This window comes from Carboxylicivirga litoralis (assembly GCF_025499605.1).
In the GTDB taxonomy this organism is placed as follows: Bacteria; Bacteroidota; Bacteroidia; order Bacteroidales; family Marinilabiliaceae; genus Carboxylicivirga; species Carboxylicivirga litoralis.
The window spans coordinates 49,751-74,899 of the sequence record NZ_JAFMVC010000003.1 but is presented as its reverse complement, the minus strand read 5'-3'; the positions used below and the strand labels follow the sequence as shown (position 1 = coordinate 74,899).

General features: G+C 38.9%; 18 protein-coding genes and 1 tRNA gene. 7 read left to right on the top strand and 12 right to left on the bottom strand.

Annotated features, from left to right (window positions below):
• Positions 1-32 precede the first annotated feature (32 nt).
• From J1N10_RS04090 to rsmA, 6 genes are all read right to left on the bottom strand, one after another.
• Positions 33-776, bottom strand: coding sequence for a LytR/AlgR family response regulator transcription factor (locus J1N10_RS04090; protein ID WP_262325402.1), 744 nt, complete (start codon positions 774-776; stop codon positions 33-35).
• Positions 777-811: 35 nt separating this feature from the next.
• A complete protein-coding gene (locus tag J1N10_RS04085) occupies positions 812-1,864 on the bottom strand; it encodes a sensor histidine kinase (RefSeq protein WP_262325401.1) in 1,053 nt (350 codons plus the stop codon).
• A 52-nt stretch (positions 1,865-1,916) separates the two neighbouring features.
• Positions 1,917-2,618 (bottom strand): cell wall-active antibiotics response protein, encoded by a 702-nt coding sequence (locus tag J1N10_RS04080; protein WP_262325400.1) that lies wholly within the window; start codon positions 2,616-2,618, stop codon positions 1,917-1,919.
• A gap of 246 nt (positions 2,619-2,864) precedes the next feature.
• Complete coding sequence (locus J1N10_RS04075; protein WP_262325399.1) at positions 2,865-4,202, bottom strand: serine hydrolase domain-containing protein; 1,338 nt, start codon at positions 4,200-4,202, stop codon at positions 2,865-2,867.
• Positions 4,203-4,275: 73 nt separating this feature from the next.
• Entirely contained in the window at positions 4,276-5,640 is a 1,365-nt protein-coding gene (gene mgtE, locus J1N10_RS04070; protein ID WP_262325398.1) for a magnesium transporter, read from the bottom strand.
• A 21-nt stretch (positions 5,641-5,661) separates the two neighbouring features.
• Positions 5,662-6,438: a 16S rRNA (adenine(1518)-N(6)/adenine(1519)-N(6))-dimethyltransferase RsmA gene (gene rsmA / locus J1N10_RS04065; protein WP_262325397.1), complete on the bottom strand. Its 777-nt coding sequence runs from the start codon at positions 6,436-6,438 to the stop codon at positions 5,662-5,664.
• A gap of 162 nt (positions 6,439-6,600) precedes the next feature.
• On the opposite strand from rsmA, the gene J1N10_RS04060 reads away from it, so the two are divergent.
• The 5 genes from J1N10_RS04060 to J1N10_RS04040 all read left to right on the top strand — a co-directional run bounded on the left by J1N10_RS04060 (position 6,601) and on the right by J1N10_RS04040 (position 13,169).
• Positions 6,601-7,611 (top strand): lysylphosphatidylglycerol synthase transmembrane domain-containing protein, encoded by a 1,011-nt coding sequence (locus J1N10_RS04060; RefSeq protein ID WP_262325396.1) that lies wholly within the window; start codon positions 6,601-6,603, stop codon positions 7,609-7,611.
• A complete protein-coding gene (locus tag J1N10_RS04055; protein ID WP_262325395.1) occupies positions 7,580-8,530 on the top strand; it encodes a hypothetical protein in 951 nt (316 codons plus the stop codon). Before J1N10_RS04060 ends, J1N10_RS04055 begins: the two co-directional genes overlap by 32 nt.
• Before the next feature lie 72 nt (positions 8,531-8,602).
• A complete protein-coding gene (locus J1N10_RS04050; RefSeq protein WP_262325394.1) occupies positions 8,603-9,721 on the top strand; it encodes an HU family DNA-binding protein in 1,119 nt (372 codons plus the stop codon).
• Positions 9,722-9,799: 78 nt separating this feature from the next.
• The gene (locus J1N10_RS04045; protein ID WP_262325393.1) at positions 9,800-10,858 is read left to right on the top strand and encodes a glycosyltransferase; all 1,059 of its coding nucleotides are present in this window, start codon (positions 9,800-9,802) and stop codon (positions 10,856-10,858) included.
• A 190-nt stretch (positions 10,859-11,048) separates the two neighbouring features.
• Entirely contained in the window at positions 11,049-13,169 is a 2,121-nt protein-coding gene (locus tag J1N10_RS04040) for a sensor histidine kinase (protein WP_262325392.1), read from the top strand.
• 58 nt (positions 13,170-13,227) lie between these two features.
• On the opposite strand, the gene clpX is transcribed toward J1N10_RS04040, so the two are convergent.
• From clpX to tatC, 6 genes are all read right to left on the bottom strand, one after another.
• Positions 13,228-14,442 (bottom strand): ATP-dependent Clp protease ATP-binding subunit ClpX, encoded by a 1,215-nt coding sequence (clpX, locus tag J1N10_RS04035; RefSeq protein WP_262325391.1) that lies wholly within the window; start codon positions 14,440-14,442, stop codon positions 13,228-13,230.
• 79 nt (positions 14,443-14,521) lie between these two features.
• Entirely contained in the window at positions 14,522-15,202 is a 681-nt protein-coding gene (gene clpP, locus J1N10_RS04030) for an ATP-dependent Clp endopeptidase proteolytic subunit ClpP (RefSeq protein ID WP_262325390.1), read from the bottom strand.
• 238 nt (positions 15,203-15,440) lie between these two features.
• Complete coding sequence (tig, locus tag J1N10_RS04025) at positions 15,441-16,799, bottom strand: trigger factor (RefSeq protein ID WP_262325389.1); 1,359 nt, start codon at positions 16,797-16,799, stop codon at positions 15,441-15,443.
• Positions 16,800-16,940: 141 nt separating this feature from the next.
• Positions 16,941-17,022 (bottom strand) — tRNA-Leu (locus J1N10_RS04020).
• Positions 17,023-17,095: 73 nt separating this feature from the next.
• Positions 17,096-17,857 carry an LPS export ABC transporter ATP-binding protein gene (gene lptB, locus J1N10_RS04015; RefSeq protein WP_262325388.1) on the bottom strand — a complete coding sequence of 254 codons (762 nt, stop codon included), beginning with the start codon at positions 17,855-17,857 and terminating at the stop codon, positions 17,096-17,098.
• Between the two features lie 4 nt (positions 17,858-17,861).
• Positions 17,862-18,683 carry a twin-arginine translocase subunit TatC gene (gene tatC / locus J1N10_RS04010; protein WP_262325387.1) on the bottom strand — a complete coding sequence of 274 codons (822 nt, stop codon included), beginning with the start codon at positions 18,681-18,683 and terminating at the stop codon, positions 17,862-17,864.
• Positions 18,684-19,042: 359 nt separating this feature from the next.
• On the opposite strand from tatC, the gene recQ reads away from it, so the two are divergent.
• Together recQ and J1N10_RS04000 are read left to right on the top strand one after the other, a co-directional pair.
• Entirely contained in the window at positions 19,043-21,220 is a 2,178-nt protein-coding gene (gene recQ / locus J1N10_RS04005) for a DNA helicase RecQ (protein WP_262325386.1), read from the top strand.
• 428 nt (positions 21,221-21,648) lie between these two features.
• Entirely contained in the window at positions 21,649-25,125 is a 3,477-nt protein-coding gene (locus tag J1N10_RS04000) for a hypothetical protein (protein ID WP_262325385.1), read from the top strand.
• The last annotated feature ends 24 nt before the right edge of the window (positions 25,126-25,149 follow it).

The window sequence follows — 25,149 nt, the reverse complement described above, 5'->3', positions numbered from 1 at the left end:
TGTTCTTTTTTGTGCATCCAATGTCCAGGGTATTAAAAATCCATATGCTCCTTAAGCTTCTTATAGCCAGTGCGGCTTACTTTGAGCTTACAGTCCGGATTAAGTATAGCCTTATATGTATCTTTGTCGTATGGTTCCAACCCTTTAATTTTTGATGCATTCACAATATAACTGCGATGAATGCGAATAAACTGCTCCGACGGCAGGTGCTCCTCGAAGTATTTCATCGTTTTCGACTTAAGGTAATTGCCCGTTTCAGTATAAAGCATTACATAATCGTCTTGTGCTTCAAGGTAAAGCAAGTTCTGTAAATCGACCACAGTCAGTATAGTCCCTTTTTTAACCACAATTCGATCCAGCTTCTCCTGCTTACTTTGCTGCATTTGCTCAATCTGAATCTGATTTGAATAATCTCCCGATTGTAACTTATCTAATACTTTTTGAACTGCGCTATCGAAGCGCTTTTCATCGAATGGCTTCAACAAATAATCAATTGCATTGAGTTCAAAAGCTTTTAAGGCATATTGGTCATAGGCGGTTGTAAACACTACCTGTAAAGGCTCATCAATCACTTCCAGCAGTTCCAGACCGGTTACCTTGGGCATCTGAATATCAAGAAAAAGAATTTGTGGCCGATGTTCTTTGATGGCTTTTATAGCTTCGAATCCATTGGCGCATTCTTCAACAACTTCAATTGTTTCATGCTTCTTCAGATAGGCTCGAATAATGCTTCTTGCCGGTGGTTCATCGTCGATGATTAGTGCTTTGTATTTCATTGAAAGTAGTCTGTTTAAGGGCAGAAATATCACGTTCAGTTGCTTAACTGTGGCAAGCGTATAATCACTTCAAAATAGTGATTCTCTTGATTAATTGTCAACAAATCGTTGCGGTTATAAATCAATTGCAGGCGATTACGTACATTAGCCAAACCAACACCTGCTCCTTTTTGCTGAGCAGCACCTTCCTCAAAATTATTAATAATACTTATCTCCAAGCTATTATCAACCATTCGGCAAAAGGTGCGTATTTTAACCGGTTCAATACTTTCGTAAACACCGTGCTTGATAGCATTCTCAAAAATAGGCTGAAGGATCAAGACTGGCACCTTCATATCTTTGCATTCATCAGGAATATCCAGCTCACACAACAGACGATCACCAAAACGCACTTTCTCAATCTCTAAATAACGGGCTATGTTCTTTAATTCTTCACGAAGTGACAACAAGGCGTCCTCGTTTTTCCTCAGCGAGTAACGCATAAACTCCGATAGCTTATTAATCATCGTTCGCGCTGCATCGGGCTCGCTAATAGTCAGCGAACTCACACTATTTAGACTATTAAAAAGAAAATGCGGATTCAGTTGTGATTTTAATGCATTCAGTTCCGTTTCTCGCAGCAAACGGTTCATGCTTTCATGCTGACGATTTTTCTCCTCCAACTCATTATAAAAATTGAACATGTAATAAATCATCACAAAAATCATGAAGATAAGCCCACCAACTGTAGCTCGTATTATCAGTCCGTTTCTATCGAAAAGCTGGTTGATGATGTCTTCTGAAAAAATGAGCTCCAGAAACTGATATCCTAAAAACAGCCAAATAAAAACAATGATGATCCCTACGAGCACTATCTGCATGACAACATTAAGTTGTCCTTTTGTACGATCGCTATAAACGATAGGAAACCAAATGCTCAAGCCCAAAAAAAACATCAACACATTGAAGGTTAAGCTGTCGATAATGGCCAACTCAATGGGCAATTCATAAATAATGACATTTATAGTAGCATGAACGGTGCAAACAATCAGCCATATGAGCGCATAAAGTTTGAATATGCGAAATTCGGAAACAATGGGATGGTTCATGGTTTTAATGGTTAATGAGTAATGGTTAATGATTAATTGACATTAACCCTTATTAAATGCTTCTGATTTCACCACCTCCAAAAATAGCAACTCCTTTAATAATAAGTGTTTTAGATGGATCATTGGGTGTTTCGGAGAAGAAATTCCGCTTATCGGCAAAACCACCGAAAATAGAAACAACCTCAGTTTTTACATTCCAATCGCGCGGAACAATAATTTTAGAACCGCCAAACACCATGGCAATGTCCAAAACAGCGCCTTCGGGTGATAATTTACAGCGATCCATATAAATCTCGCCACCTCCAAAAATTGCAGTTATCTTACCTCCCTTAAAGTTATTGGATTCAACCTGGGTTGTGCCACCTCCAAAAATATCCACTTCATCTATAACTTCATCTGAGTTAGTTGCAGTCCGATGCATCGGCATAACCTCTTTACGTTTAAAATAAAACGTTACTCCAGCCAAAATGAGAAAGGCCGGCCAAAATTTAAAGATATCTCTGAAACTTAGCCCTTCGACAATATGCGGTGCCAAAAAAACACCCCCTATGGCTAATGTTACAATAGCTGCTGAATATTGTTTCCGAATCAGGTTAAACACCCCTATTGCTATTAAAATCATTGGCCATCTGAAAATGACATCGGTTATTTGATACGGCAAATAACCAAGATTGCCCAACAATAAAATAGCTCCCATAATAATTAAAAACGCGCCTAAAAATCCTCGCTTGTTATGATTTCTTACCTTATTCATCACTATATTATTTTAAGTTTTTACTAAATATGATGCTAAAGTAAGGCTAGAACCAATCACTTAAAACACAAATTCGGCGAATTGCGGAATAAGGACGATGAGTTGCGAAAAAGTTATACCAAGTATCCCATGCGCAATATCCAATAATCTAACAATTAAACTCCCTTCGACTCCGCTCAGGGAGCGCCTTAGAGCATTAGCTAAAAGCTGGTAACTAGTAGCTTTTTTTAGAAGTGGTTAAAAGCTCTATTCGGATATAAATTTCATCATTTCACTTAAATAGAAGTTATAATCCACACCATGAGGCGATGAGTTTAAGCAAGCAACTACCATATTTTTGGAAGGGATAATAGCAACACGTTGCCCACGATAACCATTTAGAAAATAGACATCAGCAGGCATATGGGGCATGTGAATTTGAGAGGCATTAAGCCATATCTGCACCCCATATTTTCCGTTGGAACTAATGGCTGGAGTTGTACTATATTCAACCCACCACTCAGGTAAAATCTGTTCACCAAACCAATTTCCATCGTATAGATATAACATACCTAACCTTGCCCAATCACGAGCCGAGCAATAGCCGTAGGATGAGCCCACGAATGTTCCGGTGGCATCCGTTTCGATATAACTATGCATCATCCCCAACTTGTTAAACAAAGCCTTTTGTGGAAACTGATAATAACTTTGATAGTCATCGAAGCAAGAATGCAAAATGCCGGAAATGATGTTGGTAGTACCGGATGAGTATTGCCAAACGGCATCGGGGCTTGAAGCCAATTTAGGCGATGATGCAAAATCAAACATATCACTTTCAACATAGAGCATCTTCGACACGTCGGTGAGACTGGTTTTTGAATAGTCTTCGTTCCATTCTAATCCGCTGCTCATCTGTAATAGGTTATTAAGTGTTATGTCACGACGTTCGTCATCTTTCCATTTCTCGAGCAGTGCACTTTTTTCAATATCCAGTTTGCCATCTTTAACGAGTATTCCGGTTAAAGCAGCGGTGATGGTTTTTGTCATGCTCCAACCTAGCAATGGGGTAAATTCACTAATACCTTCAGCATATTTCTCGAGTATCAGCTGTCCATCTTTCACAATCACTACAGCCCTTGAAGTTGCAATAAACTGTTCATCTACAAAACGACTCAGACCTTCGACATCGACACCCTGAGGCAAAGTATCAGTAAGCATACTTCCCTGTGGCCATAGTAATGTATCATTATTTGGACGAGGCAAAGCTATTCGCCCTTCAATACTTTTATAACCATCCGGGTATAAGGTTGCACCTATTTCATCTTCGAAAACAGCCTTCTGCGAAACCAACCCGAATATGGCACTTTTAACAGATTTGGTTTCAATATCAACCCTACTGACCACTTTATTAAATGGAAAGGCTGTTAACTCCCTTAGTTCAACTTGTTGTTGAGACAAGCCTTCTACAAAAACACCCGAACACAGCATTTTGGCTGTATAACCGGTGGCGCCACGTAACAGTGGATAAAGAATAAAGCCGCTTGTAATAAGGGTTACAGCAAGGATAATCCCTAGCCATTTAAAGAATAGTTTGAAACCTTTCATAGAATAACGCTATTAATTCACGCCAACAAGTAACCAATAAGCTTATGAAAAGTCAAAAAAACTTAGAAAATCATTAGGCCAGCATCTCAAATACCACATTACCTATTGACAGATATAGGAACATGCCAATGATATCATTCATAGTAGTGATAAAGGGGCCGGTTGCAACGGCCGGATCAATCTTCATCTTATTTAATAGTAATGGTACAAATGTACCGAATAAACTTGCGAAGAAAACCACTGAAAACATGGCAGAACCAAGTGTAAAGGTTAGGGCCATGCTATCTTTAAAAATAAAACTGTAGGCAAAAATCAATGTGGATAAAATACTGGCATTTAACAATGCTATGCCCAATTCCTTTAATAGTTTCAACCAATTTGTTTCCAAGCCAACAGAACCGGAAGCTAAAGATTGTACTACAATGGCAGATGATTGCATTCCTACATTACCGCCCATCGCCGCAATCAGGGGCATAAACATGGCAACTCCAGGATAAGTATCAATTAAATCAACATGGCCAAATGCCACCCACGAGGCCAAAATACCACCAGCCAACCCAATCAATAGCCAGGGAATACGAGCCCTGGTGTGTTGCCACACACTATCTGAGGCTTCTACATCTTCGGTAATACCCGATGCCAACTGGTAATCTTTTTCTGCCTCTTCACGCATCACATCTACCACATCATCAATGGTAATGCGCCCCACCAATCGTCCTACGGAATCAGTTACAGGTAAAGCTACCAGATCATACTTATCCATGATATTACTAACATCTTCGGCATCAACATCCACCTTCACCGAGATAACATCTGAATTATAAATATCTTTTACCAACACATCGGCCGGACTTAACAACATGCGCTTCAGAGAAAGAGTCCCCTTGAGAATTCCATCATTATCAACCACGTATACATAGTACACCTCATCTATTTCTTCGGCTTGACGGCGCATACTCCGCAAACAGGTTGGAACGCCCCAGTTCTCTTTTACTTTAATCAGCTCTTTAGCCATCAAACCACCGGCAGTATCCTCATCGTAAGCCAGAAGGTCGGCAATATCGCCGGCAGTAGACACATCATCGATGTGAGATAATACTTCCTGTTGCCGTTCATCATCCAGCTCTCCAAGTATATCGGCTGCATCGTCCGAATCCATGTTGTCGATAAAGCGCTTGGCTATCACATCACTTGGCAGGCTTTCCAGAAACTTCTTACGATCGTCTTCTTCAAGCTCAGTCAACACATCGGCAGCCGTATCATCGTCCATTAAAAAGTAAACGAACTTGGCTTCGTCAATGCTTAGCTCTTCATAAATCTCAGCAATATCGGCGGGGTGCAACTCTTCCAATAGTTCTGAAATGGCCGTTTCGTTTTTGGCTTCAATCAGTTCTTTCAGTTGGTCTATATACTCCCTCGTTAGTTCAAAATTCACCATAATACTGAGAATTAGATAATTTTACTTCAATGGATTCTTTTCGATCATACAGGTTAACTCGATAAAGTCATTCACACTCATCTGCTCAGGACGGCGGGTCAAATAATCATGATCGGCTATTGCTTCTTTATTAAACGGAATGGCTTTCAGCGAATTTCGTATGGCTTTGCGTCGCTGGTTAAAGATAGCTTTCACCACTTTAACAAACAACTTCTCGTCACATGGTAGTTCTTTTACATTATTTCTGGTCAGACGAATAACACCTGACTGCACTTTTGGTGGAGGATTAAACACATGCGCACCTACCGTAAACAAATAATCGATTTTATAAAAAGCCTGTAACAACACACTCAACACTCCATACACCTTTGTTCCTGGTCCTGCTGCCAATCGTTCGGCCACTTCCTTTTGTAACATTCCTACTACCTCTGGTATCTGGTTACGGTATTCGAACACCTTGAAAAAGATTGGGCCTGAAATATTGTAGGGGAAATTTCCAATCAAAGCGAATGGTGTTTCAAAAATCTCTTTTAAGTCTAACTTTAAGAAATCCTTAAAAAAGATGCGCCCGCTTAATTCCGGATAATGAGCTGTCAAATATTCAACCGACTCTTTATCAAGCTCAATAAGGTTCAAATCAACATTGGGACGTTGCACCAGGTATTGGGTTAAAACGCCCGTACCCGGACCAATCTCCATTACCTTGTCCTGATCTAATGATAAGCTGTCAACAATACGTTGGGCTATCTCTAAATCAGTCAGAAAATGTTGACCTAAGTGCTTTTTTGCTTTTACCATAACCCAATCTTGTTTTATTAAGTGAAATATCCGGCTGAGAATACCGTTTTTGTATAAGGCTTACAAATTAGTATCTTTCGGCGCTCATTTAGCGCGCAAAGGTAAAAAAACGTGCCTGAAAGCCGTTATGAAGGTAGCTAATTTTTTAAATTCGTTCAATCTGTGAAGAAATCCATATCCAAAGTCATACAATTCATTCTTTTTCCAGCCATTGGATTATTCATCATCTATCAACTTTATAAAGACCAAAATGCTGCTGAAATAGCTGAAGCTCTTCGTAACGATGTTGATTACAAATGGATTGCTTTATCAATTGCCTTAGGTTTATTAAGTCATGTGAGCCGTGCCTTGCGGTGGCAAATGCTGATCGAACCAATTGAAAAAAAGCCGGGACTAGTGAATACCTTTTGCGCCGTGATGACAGGTTATCTGGCCAACCTTGTTTTTCCGCGTATGGGCGAAGTATCGCGCTGTGGCGTATTAAGTAAATATGAGCGTTTATCGTTTACCCGGGTAGTGGGCACCGTAGTTGCTGAGCGTTTGACGGACCTATTTATGCTCATTTTAATCATGATTGCAGTATTAACCTTGCAATTTGATTTTCTAGGTGGCTTCTTACTTAAAACATTAAAACTGGATTCTGTAGGTGAAATTTTCTTATCTCCATTATTTTATGGGCTGATCACCTTAGTTGGCGTATCAATCTTTTTGGTTAAACGATATGCCAAGCAGTATCGCGCTTTGATGTTCCTAAAAAACCTGATGGCAAAATTTACCGAAGGCGTCAGTTCAATCCGGAAGATTGAAAATAAACCCCTTTTCATATTCCACACCTTGTTTATCTGGACCATGTACTTCCTTATGATTTACGTGTGTTTCTACAGCATGCCGGCCACGTCGTCATTGGGCATTGATGCTGGAATAACAATTCTACTCACTGGCAGTTTAGGGATGATTGCTCCTGTTCAGGGCGGTATTGGGGCCTGGCATTTTATGGTGATTGCCACGCTTAAGCTCTATGGCATACCAAGTGATGAAGGTGGTGTTTTCGCGTTGCTTGTACATGCAGCACAAAACTTAATGATAATTGGCGCAGGCCTACTGGCTTTTGGCGCATTGCCAATCATCAATGGCACAAAAAATGGAAAAGAAACATTGGCCACTAATAGCTAAAGCACTGCTTATTATATGTGCCGGTTTAGCTTACGGGTTCATTTTCCAGAAGCTGGCCGGTTTTGAGCATTGGGACACTTTAGTTTCTTCGTTTACATTATCCATAAAAACAGTAAAACTACTTGCTCTCCTTGGTTTTTTATGGTTTATCAACCTTTCTTGTGAAACAAAAAAATGGCAAGCACTGATGCGACCATTCAGCCATATTAATTTTAAAGATGCCTGGAGACAGGTAATGGCCGGAACGACGACTGCTGTTGGTTCTCCCGCGCGTATTGCAGAAATGGGTGGACGCATGGCTCTATTTCCTAAACAACAACGCATGAATGCCGCAGTAATGACAAGCCTGGGTGGCATTATCCAAAGCGCCGTCATTTTCATTGGCGGAATCACCATACTACTGATGGTTCCAAAGGTGGGGGAGCAATTTAAATTACCGCTAAATCTATTTGGTGTAACCATTGTTTCAGTGGTGGCAGTCATTTTGATAGTTCTCGCATTACGCTTTGTTTTCCCAAATAAATTCAAATACTATCTGTCCCTGCTTCGAAAAACCAACAGAAGAACAATTTTAAAATCAGTCACCTGGACTACATTACGTTATTTCACATTTATAATTCAACTCTATATTTGGCTAGACCTTTGGGGACTATCAACGCCATTTTTTGCCTATGTTTCCTTGGCAGCATTTTACTTTTTTCTAATTACCATCATTCCATCGCACATATTGGCAGATATAGGCATCAGGGGCAGTGTTGCTCTTATAGTGTTCTCGACACTTTTCGAAAATTCACCTTTAGTTTTGGCAGCCATATTTTGCTTATGGAGTAGTAATGTTATCATCCCAACAATAATTGGTTCCTTTATATTAATTAGACAAAAGCTGATAAAACAGCGAGTTATAGAAAAAGAAACATAAGACCTTCTCATTTTTTTAGAATTCTGATTATCTTAGTTGCTTCATAGTATTTGTTAACCTGAACAAACCGTAATGGAAAACTACATTCTTTCATTAATTAAAGAGAATAATCGTGTTATCGTACCAAATTTTGGGGCTTTTATAGTTGCCAAGGAAAATGGTTTTTCTGTCCTTTTTAATAATTTTTTGAGCTTCAACGATGGTCTTTTGGTCGATTATATTGTTGAAAAGGAAGACATCTCCAGAGAAGATGCAGAGAAGAAGGTTGATGAATATGTAAAGAAACTAAAACAGGATCTCGATGATAATGGCTCCTATACAATCCCGGGTCTTGGAACATTTACCAAAGATGCAACAGGTATTCTCCGGTTTGAGCAAAGCAGTGAATTAACTGAAGAAAGCTCAATTCCCGAACCTGCCGTTGAAGAAAAAAAATCGGACGATTTATTAGATATAGACAATACCAATTCGGAAAAAGAAGAAATAGTTGAGCCAGCCGAAACTCCATTAACAGCCAGCCACCTCAATGACACGACTCCAATTGCTGAGTTTGAAGAAGAAACAGAAGTGGGAAAGGAGACTGTTCAGGAATCAACAGTTGGGGCTAAGGTATTTGAACCGACAAGTGAAACAAAAGAAAATAGTAAAGAAGAACAAGATCCGGTAGCCATTGCCAATAAGTATTTAGAAGAAGATAATTCGAAGCGAAATCGTTCAATAGTTGTTTTTCTATCCCTGTTTATCCTTCTTCCCCTTATTGGATTCTCCATCTATTTCTTTTTAATTAAGGATAATAAACCATCTGATACAAAAGAGCAAATTGCCGAAATTAAACAACCTGAGACCGTTGATTTAAAACCTGCTGCAGGCACCATTGAAGCCGGCCCTGATACCGCTTCTCAACAAATAGAAAAAGTTGCTGCCATAGAAGAGCCACAACCAGTTGTTGAACCAGTAGTTAATAAGCCTCATCAATTGATTGTGGGAAGTTTTAGCAACGAAATAAATGCTGATAAAATGATTCAAAAGCTAAAAGCTAAGGGCTATGACCAATGCTTCTGGTTTATGCACAACAATCGCTACCTGGTTAGTCTCGAATCATTTGATAAAGTATACCAGGCGCAAGCCCGACAAGAAGAGATTCTCAATAGCGAGCGAATGGAAAGCTGGATAATTACCAAAAGGAACTAAGATAAAGAGCCGGACATTGTTTCCGGCTTTATTTTTTATATGCACTTACTAATTTTCATATTACTTATTCCCCTGTTTTTGTATACTATAAAAGTTTTTAACTGGTATATAATATGGATTAAAGAAGATGAATATAAAAGTGATAGTAATGCAACAACAAGTCTTTCCGTTATCATTCCGTTTAAAGATGAAGCCAATAATTTGCCCCAATTAATTGACTCATTAAAGGCACAAACATTTAATCAGTGGGAACTCATCCTGGTTAATGACCACTCAACTGACGATGGAGTAAGTATCGCTAAAAAACTAATAGACAACAGCTCTATTGATACTTACATCATTGATGCTAAAAAAAATGGAAAAAAAGCAGCCTTACATCAGGGAGCGCAATTGGCCAGATATCCAGTTATTGTTACCACCGATGCTGACTGCACTTTCCATGCCAATTGGTTGACAACCCTAAGCTCATTTTACACTTCGCAGCAAGTTGATTTAGCCATTGCACTCGTATCTATCAAACGCACCAAGGGCTTATTAAATCGATTTCAACAAGTTGATTTTGCAGCCCTTCAATTGAGCGGCGCTGCGGCTGCTCTCCAACAAAAAGCCATCATGTGCAATGGCGCCAACCTAATGTGTACTAAAGAATTATACCTCCAGTCGCAACTACAAGATCACATTGCCTCGGGCGATGATATGTTCTTACTCGAATGGATAAAAGCTCAATCAAAAACCATTCGTTTTATTAAAACAAAACACGCATTAGTTGAAACTGAGCCAACTGAAACAATCAATGATTTTTTGCAACAACGAGCGCGCTGGGCAGCAAAAGCCCCTCGCTACAAAGACAAACATATTATTGCCACAGGACTTATTGTGAGTGCGTTAAATATGGTAATTCTAATAAGCCTGTTAACTGGATTATGGTTTCCACTTCTATTGAAAGTCTTTGGTGTTTCTTTATTGGTTAAAAGTATTGCCGATTATATGCTGCTTAAAGCAGGTAGTAGAGATTTCAATTTCAGCATAACACTTTTTAAAGTACTTTTCATACAGTTACTCTATCCTTTTTATGTCTTTGCTGTCCTCCTTTTTCCTGTCTTTACAACGATAAAATGGAAATCGCGGCACATTTAATTTTGTCTTAATATCGGCCTATTTAGCTAATTTTCAATTAACAAATCCTTCATTCACACTTTAACAGTCTCCTATTGACATTGGGTATTTTTGTTGTTCACCATGAGCATTCGAAACTGTGAGATTAAGTAAGCAACTATTTTTGTGGATTTCCCTTGTATTAGCAACAGCAATACTACTTACCGTCTTAATGGCCAATAAGTACATCAGAGAAACACGAAGAATTAACGACAATAAGGAGCATATCACTGATTTAAAACTTAGATTTCTTAATAGCAGTGTTGTTATTAGTAACTTTCTGTCCATCGAATCAGTCAATCCACAATTCTTTCGTTCAGGTTCAAGTCCTTTTATAAAGCGAAAATATGAACAGGACTCTTTAATTTATTCAACCTTCAATTATTTGAAGGACGAGTATAATAATAACCCTGTCAGAATCCATGCAATTGCAGAACTGGAGGCCAACATGAATAAACAGGAGCTGATTTTCACCAAACTGGTTCATAAGGTTTGGGAACGTGGTTATAAAGATTTTGGACTAGTGGGACAAATGCGTCGTCATGCGCATAGTCTGGAAACATTCCCACAACTTGATAAAGAGTTACTGTTAAACCTTCGCAGACGCGAAAAAGATTACATTATCCGACACGAGCAGCAATATATTACCAATTTTGATTCAATAATGACCCAAATCCGCTCCAAAGTACGTTCTAATATTATTGATTCAACTAGGCAAAACAATTACCTTGAAGTCCTCTTAAAATACTCCTACTGTTTTCATACACTTATTAAATTAGATACCGAACTAGGAATATACAACAACACCGGTTTAAAAACCCAACTTGACGCCTCGCAGTTTGAAGCCCAGGAAAAATTTGAAACATTGCAATTAATGATTGCTAAAGATGCCGATGAAGCTGTCTGTAAACTAAAGCTCTTCTATTTTCTTAGTTCCATAATACTGTTTGTTTTTTGCCTATTTATCAGCGCCTTACTGTCTCGAAAAATTTCAAAACCACTTACTGACTTTGTTCAACACCTGAAATCGATGAAACAAGGTAATTACAATCAATTACCTGAACTGGAAGTGAAACAATACTCCTATGAAATAAAGATTTTATACCAGGCCTACAATCGTTTACTAAGTCAACTATCCATTCATGAAAACGAGCGAAATGTATTGATAAATAAACTTTTATCAAGTGAAGAGAAATACCGGAACATGGCCGACAGACTTCCACAAAGTATCTTTGAAACCAATACAAAGGGACATTTTAAGTACACCAACACCCATTGGAAAAAGTCCTTTGGCTATAAAGAGTCAGAACTCGGTAGTCAGATTACCCTTGCTAAGATCATTATTAAGAAGAAGCATAGCAAAGAGCAGGCACGCATTAACGAGGTAGTAGCTAAACGCAAAGATGGCAGCTGGTTTCCTGCACTTCTTTATACCGATGAAATCATTCTCGATGGCGAAATAAAAGGTATGCGGGGAGTTATCATAGATATTTCAGACCGCTATCGCTACCTTAAAATACTTAAAGCAGAGCGCAAAAAAGCATTGGCCGCAGACAAACTAAAATCAGCTTTTATAGCGAATGTGTCACATGAAGTTAGAACGCCATTAAATGCCGTACTGGGCTATAGCCATTTACTGAGCGACCGTCTTCCGAATAACTTTGATGATGAAGGATTTATCAAACAAATCATTGCCAATGGCAACCGGTTACTTCATTTATTTGATGATATAATGGACTTCTCATTGATTAAAACTGATCAGTTTAAAATTAACCATAACGAAATTGAAGTAAACGAAGTTTTAGCTAGCCAGCAAAGTCTGATTTCAAATATTCAGGCCACTATTAACAAACCCCAATTAAAGGTTAACTTCCTTAAGCTACCTACTAACAAAACAATTAAGAGTGATCAACGCCATATAAATACTATCTTCAGACATCTGATTCAAAATGCTTTTAAATTCACTAATGAAGGTCAAATTGATATTGGAGCATACGTTAGTGAGCATCAACTCATCTTTTTTGTGAAAGATACAGGTGTTGGCATTTCAAACGATGAACAACAGGTTATATTCGAACCATTCAGACAAATTGATGAAAGCCTGGCCCGCTCTTACCAGGGAACCGGTATTGGACTCGCACTTTGCAAAGCATTAACAACTACGCTCGATGGGCAAATTTGGCTTGTTTCGGAACCCGGCGAAGGTTGTACCTTCTATTTTAGTTTACCCCTTAAAAACAATCAATCGCAGCACATTAATAACCCGAGCACGATTAATGAAGTAATTGCATAGCCCACAACAAAAAAAAGCAGCCAGAAGGCTGCTTTTTCATTATATTCTCTACTAATTATCAGCTGGCTTTTAGCCGAGCCATGTTAGCATGTTCCATTTTCTTTTTGGCAAAATCAAGCGAAATAACCAACTCCTTCACATCCTCGGATGGCGCATTAAACATCGCATCCATCATAATGGTTTCACAGATAGAGCGCAAGCCACGTGCACCCAACTTAAATTCAACAGCTGTATCTACCACATATTCCAACACCTCATCTTCAAACTTTAGTTTGATGCCATCAATTTCAAACAGTTTTTCATATTGTTTGATGATAGAATTCTTTGGTTCTGTCAAAATACGACGTAAGATCTCGCGATTTAACGGTTGCAAATACGTTAATACCGGCAGACGTCCGATGATTTCAGGAATCAATCCAAATGATTTCAAATCTTGCGGAGCGATGTATTGTAACAGATTCTGCGCGTCAATCTTTTCAATTGATTTACTGGCCATGTAACCCACCACTTTTGTATTTAAGCGCTGAGCAATCTTGCGTTCAATGCCATCAAAAGCACCACCACAAACAAACAAGATGTTTTTGGTATTGACTGGAATCATTTTTTGCTCAGGGTGCTTACGCCCACCTTGTGGCGGCACGTTAACCACAGATCCTTCTAATAGCTTCAATAAACCTTGCTGAACACCTTCTCCAGACACATCACGCGTGATGGATGGGTTGTCGCTTTTGCGGGCAATTTTATCAATCTCATCAATAAATACAATGCCCTTTTCGGCTGCTTCTACATTGTAGTCGGCAGCTTGTAATAAACGCGTCAGGATACTTTCAATATCCTCACCCACATAACCAGCTTCAGTCAATACAGTGGCATCAACAATGGTAAACGGCACATGCAGCATTTTTGCGATTGTACGCGCCAACAATGTTTTACCCGTTCCGGTTTCTCCCACCAGAATAATATTCGATTTCTCAATCTCAACCTCGTCCGAACTGCTTTTCTGCATCAAACGCTTGTAGTGGTTATAAACAGCTACCGACAAGTATTTTTTAGCTGCTTCCTGGCCAATCACATATTGATCCAGAAAATTTTTGATTTCTAACGGTTTTAAAAGCGTTATCTCATCAACGTCAAACGAATTCTTCTTCTTAACTTCTTCATCTAAGATGGAATGCGCCTGTTCAATACAGCTATCGCAGATATGTCCAGAAACACCAGCTATCAATAAGTTAGTGTCTTTTCTCTCTCTACCGCAAAATGAACATTTATCCATATTTCTTTCCCTAGTAAAAAATACGAATGCAGAGTCAACTAAATAGCTGATTCTGCATCGCTTATAATTTTAAATTTGCTTATTTACCCGAATTTCGAACCAGAACTTCATCAATCATTCCGTATTCTTTAGCCTCTTCGGCTGTCATCCAGTAATCGCGATCAGAATCTTTCTCCACCTTCTTAAAGGTATTGCCTGAGTGATCGGCGATAATGGTATATAATTCTTTCTTCAACTTACCAATTTCGCGAGCTGTAATCTCGATATCTGAAGCCTGTCCCTGAGCCCCACCCATTGGTTGGTGAATCATAATACGCGAGTGCTTTAAAGCAGTTCGCTTACCTTTTGTCCCGGCGGTTAATAGCACCGCTCCCATTGAAGCTGCCATACCTGTACAAATAGTCGCTATATCCGATGAAATGTATTGCATGGTATCGTAAATACCTAAGCCCGCATAAACCGAACCTCCAGGAGTATTAAAATAAATTGAAATATCTTTCGAAGGATCAGCTGACTCTAAATAAAGTAACTGGGCTTGAATAACATTTGCTACATAATCATCAATAGGCAAGCCTAAGAAGATAATTCGATCCATCATCAAACGCGAGAAAACGTCCATGCTGGCCACGTTTAACTGACGCTCTTCGATAATAGTTGGTGAAATGTAACTGTTTGTTACTGATGTATATTGATCTAAAGCCAGGCTATTGATGCCCAAATGCTTTGTTGCGTATTTTTTAAAATCTTTTGGATCAATCATTTTCAAAAGTTTTTGTTTGAATGTGCTAATTTAACAATTTACGGCGAACTATCTTACAAACTATGCAGATATGCGCTATTCTTAACACTTATTGTATAATGAAGGTTTTTAGAAACGAGAATAATTCCCCAACTACCTTGTAGAAGATTATCTCCAATCAGTATTATAAAAAAATAGCCCCGAATAAATCGGGGCTACTATATCATTGAAAGTAAAACTCAGGCAAAACCTGTGTTGCTTACTTTGTTTCAAACAATTTATTGAAGTCATCGCGAGAAATCTCTTTCTCTTCAATTTTAACCGCTTCTTTGATGAAAGCAATCACTTTGTCCTGCATCGCACCTTCCGCCATCTGACGACGCTGCTCTTCCTGCTTAATCATCTCCTGCGCATAGTTCTCCAAGTGCTCATCCGGCACGCTGGCTAAACCATACTGCATAAACTGCATCTTAGCCGATTTCTTAGCAAATTCGATAACATCAGCTTCTTCAACTTTAATTTCGTTGGTTTTGATGATGTTATTACGAATTAACTGCCATTTCAAATCTTCTAAGAAACGTGGCATTTCAGCATCAATTGTTTCAGCATCTAACTTATCATTGTCACGGTTAGTCGCTAATAACCAACGCTTCAAAAATGCCTCTGGGAAGTCAACTTTAACTTTACCCATCAATTTCTCTTTCACGTCTAATGAGAAACGGTATTCGGTTTCCATCTCAAGGTTCTTAGCGATATCTTCGTTGATACGAGCGTTGAATTCCTCTTCAGAATTTACTGTTCCTTCGCCAAATGCTTTGTCAAACAATTCCTGGTTTAACTCAGCCTCAACAAATTCAGTTACTTCAGTGATGGTATATTGGAAATCACCAGTTAAAGCTTCCGCTTCTTCCTTTGTAATCTTCAACATGTGTGAAATCTCTGTATCATTCGGGAATGCTTTCTTAGGATCGAAAACGATAACATCACCTGCTTTAGCACCCATCAATTTAGCTTTCTCGTCTTCATCTTTAACGATAGCCATTGACAATACTACATCTTCAGGAGCAATACCATCTTCTTTAACTTCGCCGTTCTCTAACTGAGCGAAATTACCTTTTACCAAGGCTTTCTCCGAAACAGCTTCAACAACTTCAGACTTACCAAAACGGCCAGTTACTGAATCTTTCTGCTGCTTAAACATCTCTTCCGAGATTTCAACATTGTAGTAAGGTAACTTAAGACGCTTACTCAGGCTTAACTCAACCTCAGGCGCAATAGCTACATCAAATACAAAATCGAATTTATCAGAGTTATCGAAGTCGATTAACTCTTGTGTTTCTGATGGAAGAGGCTCTCCCAAAAGATCCAATTTTTCTTCTACGATGAAGTTGTGAATTTTTTCAGAAACCAGCTTGTTCACTTCATCAGCAATAACTGCTTTTCCGTACATCTTCTTAACAACACCCATTGGCACTTTTCCAGCACGGAAACCTGGCATATTAACACGCTTACGATAGTCTTTAAGCACATTATCAACTCGGTCTGCATAGTCCTCTTTCTCAACAGTTAATTTAATAACCGCGTTCAATGCATCAATGTTTTCCTTTGAAATATTCATTTCTTAAAGATTTAAAGTGAACCGCTCCTCGTTAGTTTTCTCGAAACCTTTTGAGGATGGCATCTATTTTAACTTCACAATTTGTACCAAATTAGAAAACCGCCTCTCCACCGAATTGAATCGAAAGTGAGGCGGTTTTTGTGCGGATGAAGGGACTCGAACCCCCACGCCCGAAGGCACTAGATCCTAAGTCTAGCGCGGCTACCAATTACGCCACATCCGCATTTCTTAGTTTCGCGGTGCAAAGATATATCCTTTTTCTTTGCCTCCAAATTTTTCAGTAATATTTTTTAAAATTATTTCTCTGGCTCAAACTCACGACGACGTAATTCAAAGTCATCACCCAGGTATAATCGCTTCACATCTTCATCAGCTGCTAATTCTTCTGCCGTGCCGGCTTTCAGTATCTTACCTTCAAAAAGCAAGTAGGCTCTATCGCATATTGCCAGTGTTTCATGCACGTTGTGGTCAGTTATTAAGATGCCAATATTTTTAAATTTTAATTTGGCTACAATCTCCTGAATATCTCTTACCGCAATCGGGTCAACACCGGCAAACGGTTCATCCAGTAAAATAAATTTAGGATTGATGGCTAATGCACGAGCTATCTCCGTACGTCGTCGCTCACCTCCCGATAACTGAATACCTAAACTTTTACGAATGTGGTTTAAACTAAATTCTTCCAACAACTCTTCCAGGCGCTGCTTCTGATAATCTTTTGAAAAATCAGTCATCTGTAACACAGCTTTAATATTATCCTCAACACTCAACTGTCGAAACACACTTGCTTCCTGTGCCAGATATCCGATACCTTTTTGAGCACGCTTATAAACAGGCGCATCGGTTATCTCTTCATCATTCAGAAATATTTTACCACTATTGGGTTGTATCAAACCTACCATCATGTAAAACGATGTGGTTTTACCAGCTCCATTAGGACCTAGTAACCCAACAATTTCACCCTGTTTCACATTAACAGAAACGCCTTTTACAACAGTTCTGCTCTTGTATTTCTTAATCAGTGTGTCGGTATGTAATTTTAACGGTTGTTCTTCCATCTTTCTAAACATTAGCAGGCACGTCCACCTGATTTTTCTTCTCCAGTCTTTTGGCGATCATTATACCCGATTCATACAATATAATTAAAGGAAAGCAAACCAGCAATTGACTAATTACGTCAGGAGGCGTAATAACAGCAGCCAATAATAAGGCCACTACAATTGAATGTTTGCGATATTTAATTAAGAATCCGGAAGTCACTAATCCCACTTTAGCCAGAAAATATATGAATATGGGTAATTCAAATATGATGCCTCCAGCTAATACAATCGAAGTAATTGTACTTATATAAGAACCCAGATTAACAATATTCTCAACCTTATCACTCACCTGATAAGTTCCTAAAAAATGCACCGACAAAGGACATATTATATAATAAGCGAATAGTATCCCAATTGAAAATAAAGTCGAAGCAAAAAAGATAGCTCCTCGCGAATTATTAATTTCATTTTGATAGAGAGCCGGCTTGACGAAACGCCAAAACTCCCAGAAAATATATGGGAAAGCAGCAACAATGCCAGCTACAAACGACACCCAAATATGTGTAGTGAACTGCCCCGACATATTAATATTTTGAAAACTAAGCGGAATCTGATTAATACACAATAGAGGCATTTCCATTATTCCGGCCAGGCTGCATAACATCCGATTCGTAAAAAACCCAGGACTCGATGGCGCCAGAATAATCGTATCAAATACGAAACCCTTAAAAATGAAAGCTGCAATGGCAAAAACCAATACACTAGCAAAGGCTCTAACCAGGTGCCACCTGAGAACCTCCAGGTGTTCTAAAAAGGACATTTCTTTATTGGTGTCTTCAGACATGAATTGCGGCTTAATAAATAATTTCCGGTAAACAAAAGTAGAGTATCAGCCTTTAACAAAAAGTTAAAAAAACATAAACCAACATCTACTAAATAGTAGCAATAAGCTGTATGCGAAGATAACACACCTAAGGCTAAACACAAACTTTTTGGTTATACCAAAGATATTATCTAACTTCATTGAACATTGCAACACATCCAATTGACAAATGTAACTCGACAAACACTTATTTAGAGTGACATTGACAGGTATATTTGATAATAAATTAAAAGGTTATTTTATTTTTGTTGCAATCTATTATAATCGAGGATAAATAGTATTTGCATTTAAGGGTGTAATACGAAAATAGGGAATTTGTTATGGCAAAGCAGGTTGATCTAAATGCTAGTTTAAAAAAGCATTTTGGGTTTGATACCTTCAAGGGGAATCAAGAGGAGGTCATCAACAATGTTTTAAAAGGGAACGACACATTTGTTTTAATGCCTACAGGTGGCGGCAAATCATTGTGTTATCAGCTTCCGGCTTTAATACTTGAGGGAACGGCTATTATTATATCACCGTTAATCGCCTTAATGAAAAATCAGGTGGATGCCATGCGCAACTTCAGTGCAGACGATGGCATTGCGCATTTTCTAAACTCTTCACTGACCAAAACGGCCATTGCAAAAGTTAAAGAAGACATATTAGCCGGCAAGACCAAACTTCTGTACGTAGCTCCAGAATCTTTAACCAAAGAAGAAAACATTGAGTTTTTAAAACAGGTTAAAATTTCTTTCTACGCAGTTGATGAGGCCCACTGTATTTCAGAATGGGGACATGATTTCAGACCCGAATACAGACGTATCCGGCCAATAATCAGTGAAATTGGCGATTCACCGGTTATCGCATTAACAGCAACAGCAACACCTAAAGTGCAGCACGATATCCAGAAAAACCTGGGCATGCTAGATGCCATGGTGTTCAAATCGTCGTTTAACAGACCAAACCTGTATTACGAGGTACGACCTAAAAACAGTGCTTCAAAAGAGATTATTAAAATACTTAAGAACTACACGGGCAAATCATCCATTATTTATTGCCTTAGTCGAAAAAAAGTTGAAGAACTAGCAGAGACATTGGTTGTAAATGGCATTAAAGCATTACCCTACCACGCGGGAATGGACGCTTCAACTCGGGCTAAGAACCAGGATCAGTTCCTAATGGAAGAAACCGATGTAATTGTAGCCACAATAGCGTTTGGAATGGGCATCGATAAGCCCGATGTACGCCTGGTGATGCACTATGATATACCTAAAAGCCTGGAAGGTTATTACCAAGAGACAGGACGCGCTGGTCGTGATGGCGGCGAAGGGCGATGCATTGCTTTTTACAGTTACAAAGACATTCAGAAGCTTGAGAAATTTATGCAAGGCAAACCTTTGGCCGAGCAAGAAATTGGCAAGCAATTGTTGCTGGAAACGGTAGCTTATGCAGAGTCATCCGTTTGTCGACGCAAAACACTCTTGCATTATTTCGGAGAAAAATACACGGTTAAAGACTGCGAAACATGCGACAATTGCGTTAATCCAAAAGAAGAGTTTGAAGCCAAGAACGACATCGTCAAATTGCTCAACATGATTGTTTTATTGAAAGAGCGCTTTAAGTCGGATCATATCATCCATGTATTGACTGGAAATGTTAATACAGCCATCAAATCATATAAACACAACGAACTTAAGGAATTTGGCTCGGGCGACGATCATGATGAAAAACACTGGAATGCCGTTGTTCGACAATCACTGGTAAGAGGCTATATTATAAAAGACATCGAATCGTATGGTTTACTTCGTGTAAGTAAAAGCGGTCATGATTTTTTAAAGAAGCCTGAATCGACCATGATGACCAAAGACCATGACTTTGACGTGGTTGAAGAAGAAACTAGCACGGGAGGCACAGCTGCAGTTGACACTACACTTTTCAACATGTTAAAAGACCTAAGGAAAGATTTATCAAAAAAATTAAATCTGCCTCCTTTTGTCATCTTTCAAGATCCCTCGTTGGAAGCTATGTCAACCTATTACCCAATATCCACTGAAGAGCTACAGAACATTCCTGGCGTTGGTACAGGTAAAGCATCCCGCTTTGGTAAAGAGTTTGTTAAACTGATTGCGAGACATGTTGACGAAAATGAAATTGACCGCCCAATGGACATGGTGGTAAAGTCAGTTGCTAACAAATCGAAAAACAAAATCGCCATCATCCAAAGCATTGACAGACAAATGCCTTTAGACGACATTGCAGCTTCAAAAGGTTTGGAAATGGACGAATTAATTAAAGAATTGGAATCAATCGTCTATTCAGGTACTCGTGTTAACATCGATTACTACATCGACCAGGTGATGGATGAAGATCATCGCGACGACATTTTCTATTATTTTAAAGAAGATGCCGAAACTGATGATATACAAGCAGCTTTAGAAGAGCTAGGAGAGGATCAATACTCCGAAGAAGATGTGAGAATAGTCCGAATCAAGTTTATTTCTGAAGTCGGAAACTAATAATAAAATCAACCAAGGAGTCCATTGCGACTCCTTTTCTTTTATTATTTGTTTGTCAAATCATTATTTTACAAGGGTAATTTTCTATAATTTATAACTTTCCACAAGCAAGTACCTGATAATTATCATCTATATTAAAAGATTACCAGTTGAAAAATCTAATTAGAAGTCAAACATTAACTTACAAACCTCATCCACCCTTTCTATCACACAACATAACCTCAACAATATCAACTCTTTCAAGACAACTAAAACTACCCTAACCACCCATACTAGTATTACTATTCTATTTGTTTTTTATGTTTAATTGTAATTATTTATTGAAATAATTTAGAATTATTAACATTCAAAACCTGATAAAATGTTATTAAAACATCATTGAATTATTTAAATTTGTCGCTCATTCATAACTTAAAACGCGTACCAAAATGAAAGATGATATGCAAAAGAAGCTAAAACCTAGTAAGAAGGACCGCAAGGATATGATTCAATACATCAACTTGCAACTAGCCTCAATTGGTCAGCCTTTGTACTATGATGCCTGTGACGCCGATACCAAATACTCTAATTCTAAATTCCTTTCATTAACAGAGGGATTAATTAATAGTTTCAAAGAGAAATCACGTTTATTATCAGATCATTTATCACCTGCTGATACGCGTATTCAAAACTTTTTGAACTCTTACCTAAGTGATGTTGATTTTGATAATTCAGAATATCGCTTACCAAATAAAACATTCGTTTTAAACCAAAAAGGATTAGCGCGTGAAGTAAGTCTTCCACCAGATTCAAACGAGTTTAAAAGTGAATTAATTAGTTCGCATCGTCTTCGTCAGGGAATTTTGAACAACCCCGTACACGATAAGCGCACAACAAAAGGAACTTTTCACATTGTAGAAGGTGGCCTACCAGTGCCTTTGGATAAAAAGGAAGTGCCAAAGATTGCTTTTGCCAATATGCTGAAAGCAGCTGTTAATCCATCGGATGACTTAAACATTTTACCATTTACTTCAACACAAAAAGAAAAGGCTAAAACAATGGTGTCGTTATTGCTTCGCCCAATTGTTTGCCCTGAAGTACCAGGTGTCATTGCAGAGAAAAGCATGGAAGTACGCTTCTTTGCCCCAGGTACATTGGTTAGTAACCTTGATTTCGTTGAGAATATCTTTGGCAACGCTGGCGACCACAACCTGGCTGAAAACGATGCTGCTCTTGATGTTGAACACTGGACAGGAACAACAGGATGTATCATTCTTGCTCCTCAGCTAATTCACCTTAAGAAAAAAGATATTGGTCTTCCTCACTACGACAATGCCACTGAGCGTCAGCGTAACGATGGTATGTGCTGGAAAGACGAAAACGAATTATACAACGACGGTGGTGCTTTCAAAATAACATGTCGTGACGACCGCGGTGTAGTTGTTACTTTAATTGCCGATAACTATTACGGTTACTCTAAAAAAGAAATTAAAACTCAGATTAGCTACTCAGCCAACATGTATGGCTTGGTAGAAGAGGAACACGCCGGTGGTGCAATTGCCTACCCACGCGGAATCATGAGTGACAGTGTTTATGGCGAGATTTTCTCAGCTAAACTGAAAGACTCATATGTGTTCGCCGAAGCAATGGATTTATTAGGAGACAGAGTTGACGTTCAACCTGAAGGGTATGCGATTGACAAGAAATTCTCCAACATCATTTATATTCAGGAGCATGCTGATATAGACATTGACAACAGCGTTGTTAAATGGAATGCAAACGGTAAAGAGCAATCGCTAAAACTTGATCCTGAGAAGATTTACATTCACCCATCAGGTCACAAATTCCAGTTGGCAAAACACCCAACGCAACCAATGTGGCGTATTGTAAATACACAGCCTGAGGGTGTTTTCTGTCACAAGCCATGTACAGTTTCTGGTGGTGGTAAGTCAGAGATTTCTAAATCGATGCAGAACGCTATTCAGTATGGTACTTTCCAAATTGTTAATTTAGAAGAAGACTTTAAAGCAGCTGACGACATCATTAACTACGATTTCTCAAACCGTTGGAAAGATATTCGTCCGGATGCAGAGCCCTCACGTCCTTTCTTGAGTCCTAAGCGCGCACTGGGTTCGGCTGTTAAGTTGTTAACGCCTTCTGATCAATATAGCGACGAGTACAATGCATTCTTAAACAGCATTCCTTCTCACATTCGTTCATTGGTGCTTTTTATTAAGCGCCTATACCGCAACGAAAGCGAAAAAGGAAACTGGAAAGACTACATGTCTGTTGAATTTATCAATGGTCGCCAGGGAACAACACTTCAATACAAGAACAACAAGGTGACGGCAAGTTACGTTCGTATCGGATTTAACGAAGACGGCAACTGGTTACTTCACAAGTTACGTTCTGACTTTGTTCCCAGCCAGAAAATTCAGATGGAAGATGACATCTCAGCAACCATTGTTTTACCTGCCAGCCAGTTAAACAATTTGAATCCTGAATACAAAAACAAGAGTTACAAAGTAGTTATCAACTGCGAAAATCACTTGTTCCAGCGTCCTGATGAAGCCATTATTCGCGGATACGATAAAGAAGCTGAAGCAGACATCGTAAGCGATAACACTTTCTTAACTAACTACGCTCCACTTTCAAAAGAGGATGCAGTTGAGCTATACGAAGATGCTATCAACTTTGACAAATACACACAACCGGTTAAAGACTTTGTTCAAAAAGTAATTAACAGTGACAAAGATGATTATTTTGTTGTGCCATCACATCCACGTATTGTTGAGGATGGTCCAACCAAAAACCCACGCTACCTTGAGCGTAACATCTTTAAAGATGACATCATCGACAATTATTTAAGTGAACTTGGTGTTCGTCTATTCCGTAAAATCAAGTCGGAAGAGCCAGTAGTTGACGTAGTAAACGCCGTTTTACCTGGTCGCCGTAACAACCCGGTTGACAAAGTAAATGGTATTCGTCCATTGGCTGTTTACAATCCAATTCACTACCAGGAATTGCCTGAGCTGTTCATGGATTTCATCTGTAGTTTAACAGGTAAGTCGCCATCAACAACAGGTGCAGGTACTGAAGGTGCATTAACAAAAGGACCTTTCAACATGTTGGTTCCTACAACGGATTTAAACAACGCCTTGTTATCATATATCTTAACCGAGTACCAAGGATTCAGTTCAGCTGCCGGTTATGTTGGACAAAGCCGTTTCGACCACGATATCTCAATCTTAATTCCTGAGATATGGGCGCGTTTGGTTCCTGAAGATCGCGATCCTAAGTTGCTAATCGAAAATGGTTCATTAGAAAAGCTTGAGGATTTTGAGTACGAAGGACAAAAAGTATTGGCGAGCCGCTTAGGTTATCGCATTACCGAAAACTTTGCTTTCCGCTGTATGAACCGCTTATTTGACGAGCCATTGGCCGTATTTAACGAGCAAATGCTGAAGCCGGAACTTCAGGGAATGGAAGACTTTGTGGACGGCATTAACAACATTGTTGAAGCACAGCAGAAAGTGGCTAAACGTTACTTCGAAGAAGGAAGTATTGACGGAGCCATTCCTCCATTGAAGATCTTATTGCACATTATGGCGTATGGTGAATACGAAGGTAAAGACATCAGCCACCCAGAATTGCGTCAATATTTTGACCGCGATTATGTTATCAATAGCGATTGGTACAAAGCACGCCTGGCATTGAAGCAAGAAAAAGATGTGAAGTTCCATAACGAACAAATCGCTTATCTTGAAAACTTCGTTTCGAAGGCTGAGAATGCTGAAATTAAGGTTGACTTAGATATTGAAGGACGATTGGCAAGAGCTAAAGAATTATTGGCTTACGCTTCGTCGGAAGCATATTTGAAAGATCTTGAAGGCACAATCGGTGCGGACATCATCTACAGAGGATAAACACATCGAGGTTATTCATTACAA

Bases quoted from the DNA above. Each gene is read 5' to 3' on its own strand.
- clpX (WP_262325391.1), bottom strand. From the start codon at position 14,442: ATGGATAAATGTTCATTTTGCGGTAGAGAGAGAAAAGACACTAACTTA.
- lptB (WP_262325388.1), bottom strand. From the start codon at position 17,857: ATGGAAGAACAACCGTTAAAATTACATACCGACACACTGATTAAGAAA.
- clpP (WP_262325390.1), bottom strand. From the start codon at position 15,202: ATGATTGATCCAAAAGATTTTAAAAAATACGCAACAAAGCATTTGGGC.
- recQ (WP_262325386.1), top strand. From the start codon at position 19,043: ATGGCAAAGCAGGTTGATCTAAATGCTAGTTTAAAAAAGCATTTTGGG.
- rsmA (WP_262325397.1), bottom strand. From the start codon at position 6,438: ATGGTAAAAGCAAAAAAGCACTTAGGTCAACATTTTCTGACTGATTTA.
- mgtE (WP_262325398.1), bottom strand. From the start codon at position 5,640: ATGGTGAATTTTGAACTAACGAGGGAGTATATAGACCAACTGAAAGAA.
- tig (WP_262325389.1), bottom strand. From the start codon at position 16,799: ATGAATATTTCAAAGGAAAACATTGATGCATTGAACGCGGTTATTAAA.
- J1N10_RS04000 (WP_262325385.1), top strand. From the start codon at position 21,649: ATGAAAGATGATATGCAAAAGAAGCTAAAACCTAGTAAGAAGGACCGC.
- J1N10_RS04085 (WP_262325401.1), bottom strand. From the start codon at position 1,864: ATGAACCATCCCATTGTTTCCGAATTTCGCATATTCAAACTTTATGCG.
- J1N10_RS04075 (WP_262325399.1), bottom strand. From the start codon at position 4,202: ATGAAAGGTTTCAAACTATTCTTTAAATGGCTAGGGATTATCCTTGCT.
- J1N10_RS04080 (WP_262325400.1), bottom strand. From the start codon at position 2,618: ATGAATAAGGTAAGAAATCATAACAAGCGAGGATTTTTAGGCGCGTTT.
- J1N10_RS04040 (WP_262325392.1), top strand. From the start codon at position 11,049: ATGGCCAATAAGTACATCAGAGAAACACGAAGAATTAACGACAATAAG.
- J1N10_RS04055 (WP_262325395.1), top strand. From the start codon at position 7,580: ATGGAAAAGAAACATTGGCCACTAATAGCTAAAGCACTGCTTATTATA.
- J1N10_RS04090 (WP_262325402.1), bottom strand. From the start codon at position 776: ATGAAATACAAAGCACTAATCATCGACGATGAACCACCGGCAAGAAGC.
- tatC (WP_262325387.1), bottom strand. From the start codon at position 18,683: ATGTCTGAAGACACCAATAAAGAAATGTCCTTTTTAGAACACCTGGAG.
- J1N10_RS04050 (WP_262325394.1), top strand. From the start codon at position 8,603: ATGGAAAACTACATTCTTTCATTAATTAAAGAGAATAATCGTGTTATC.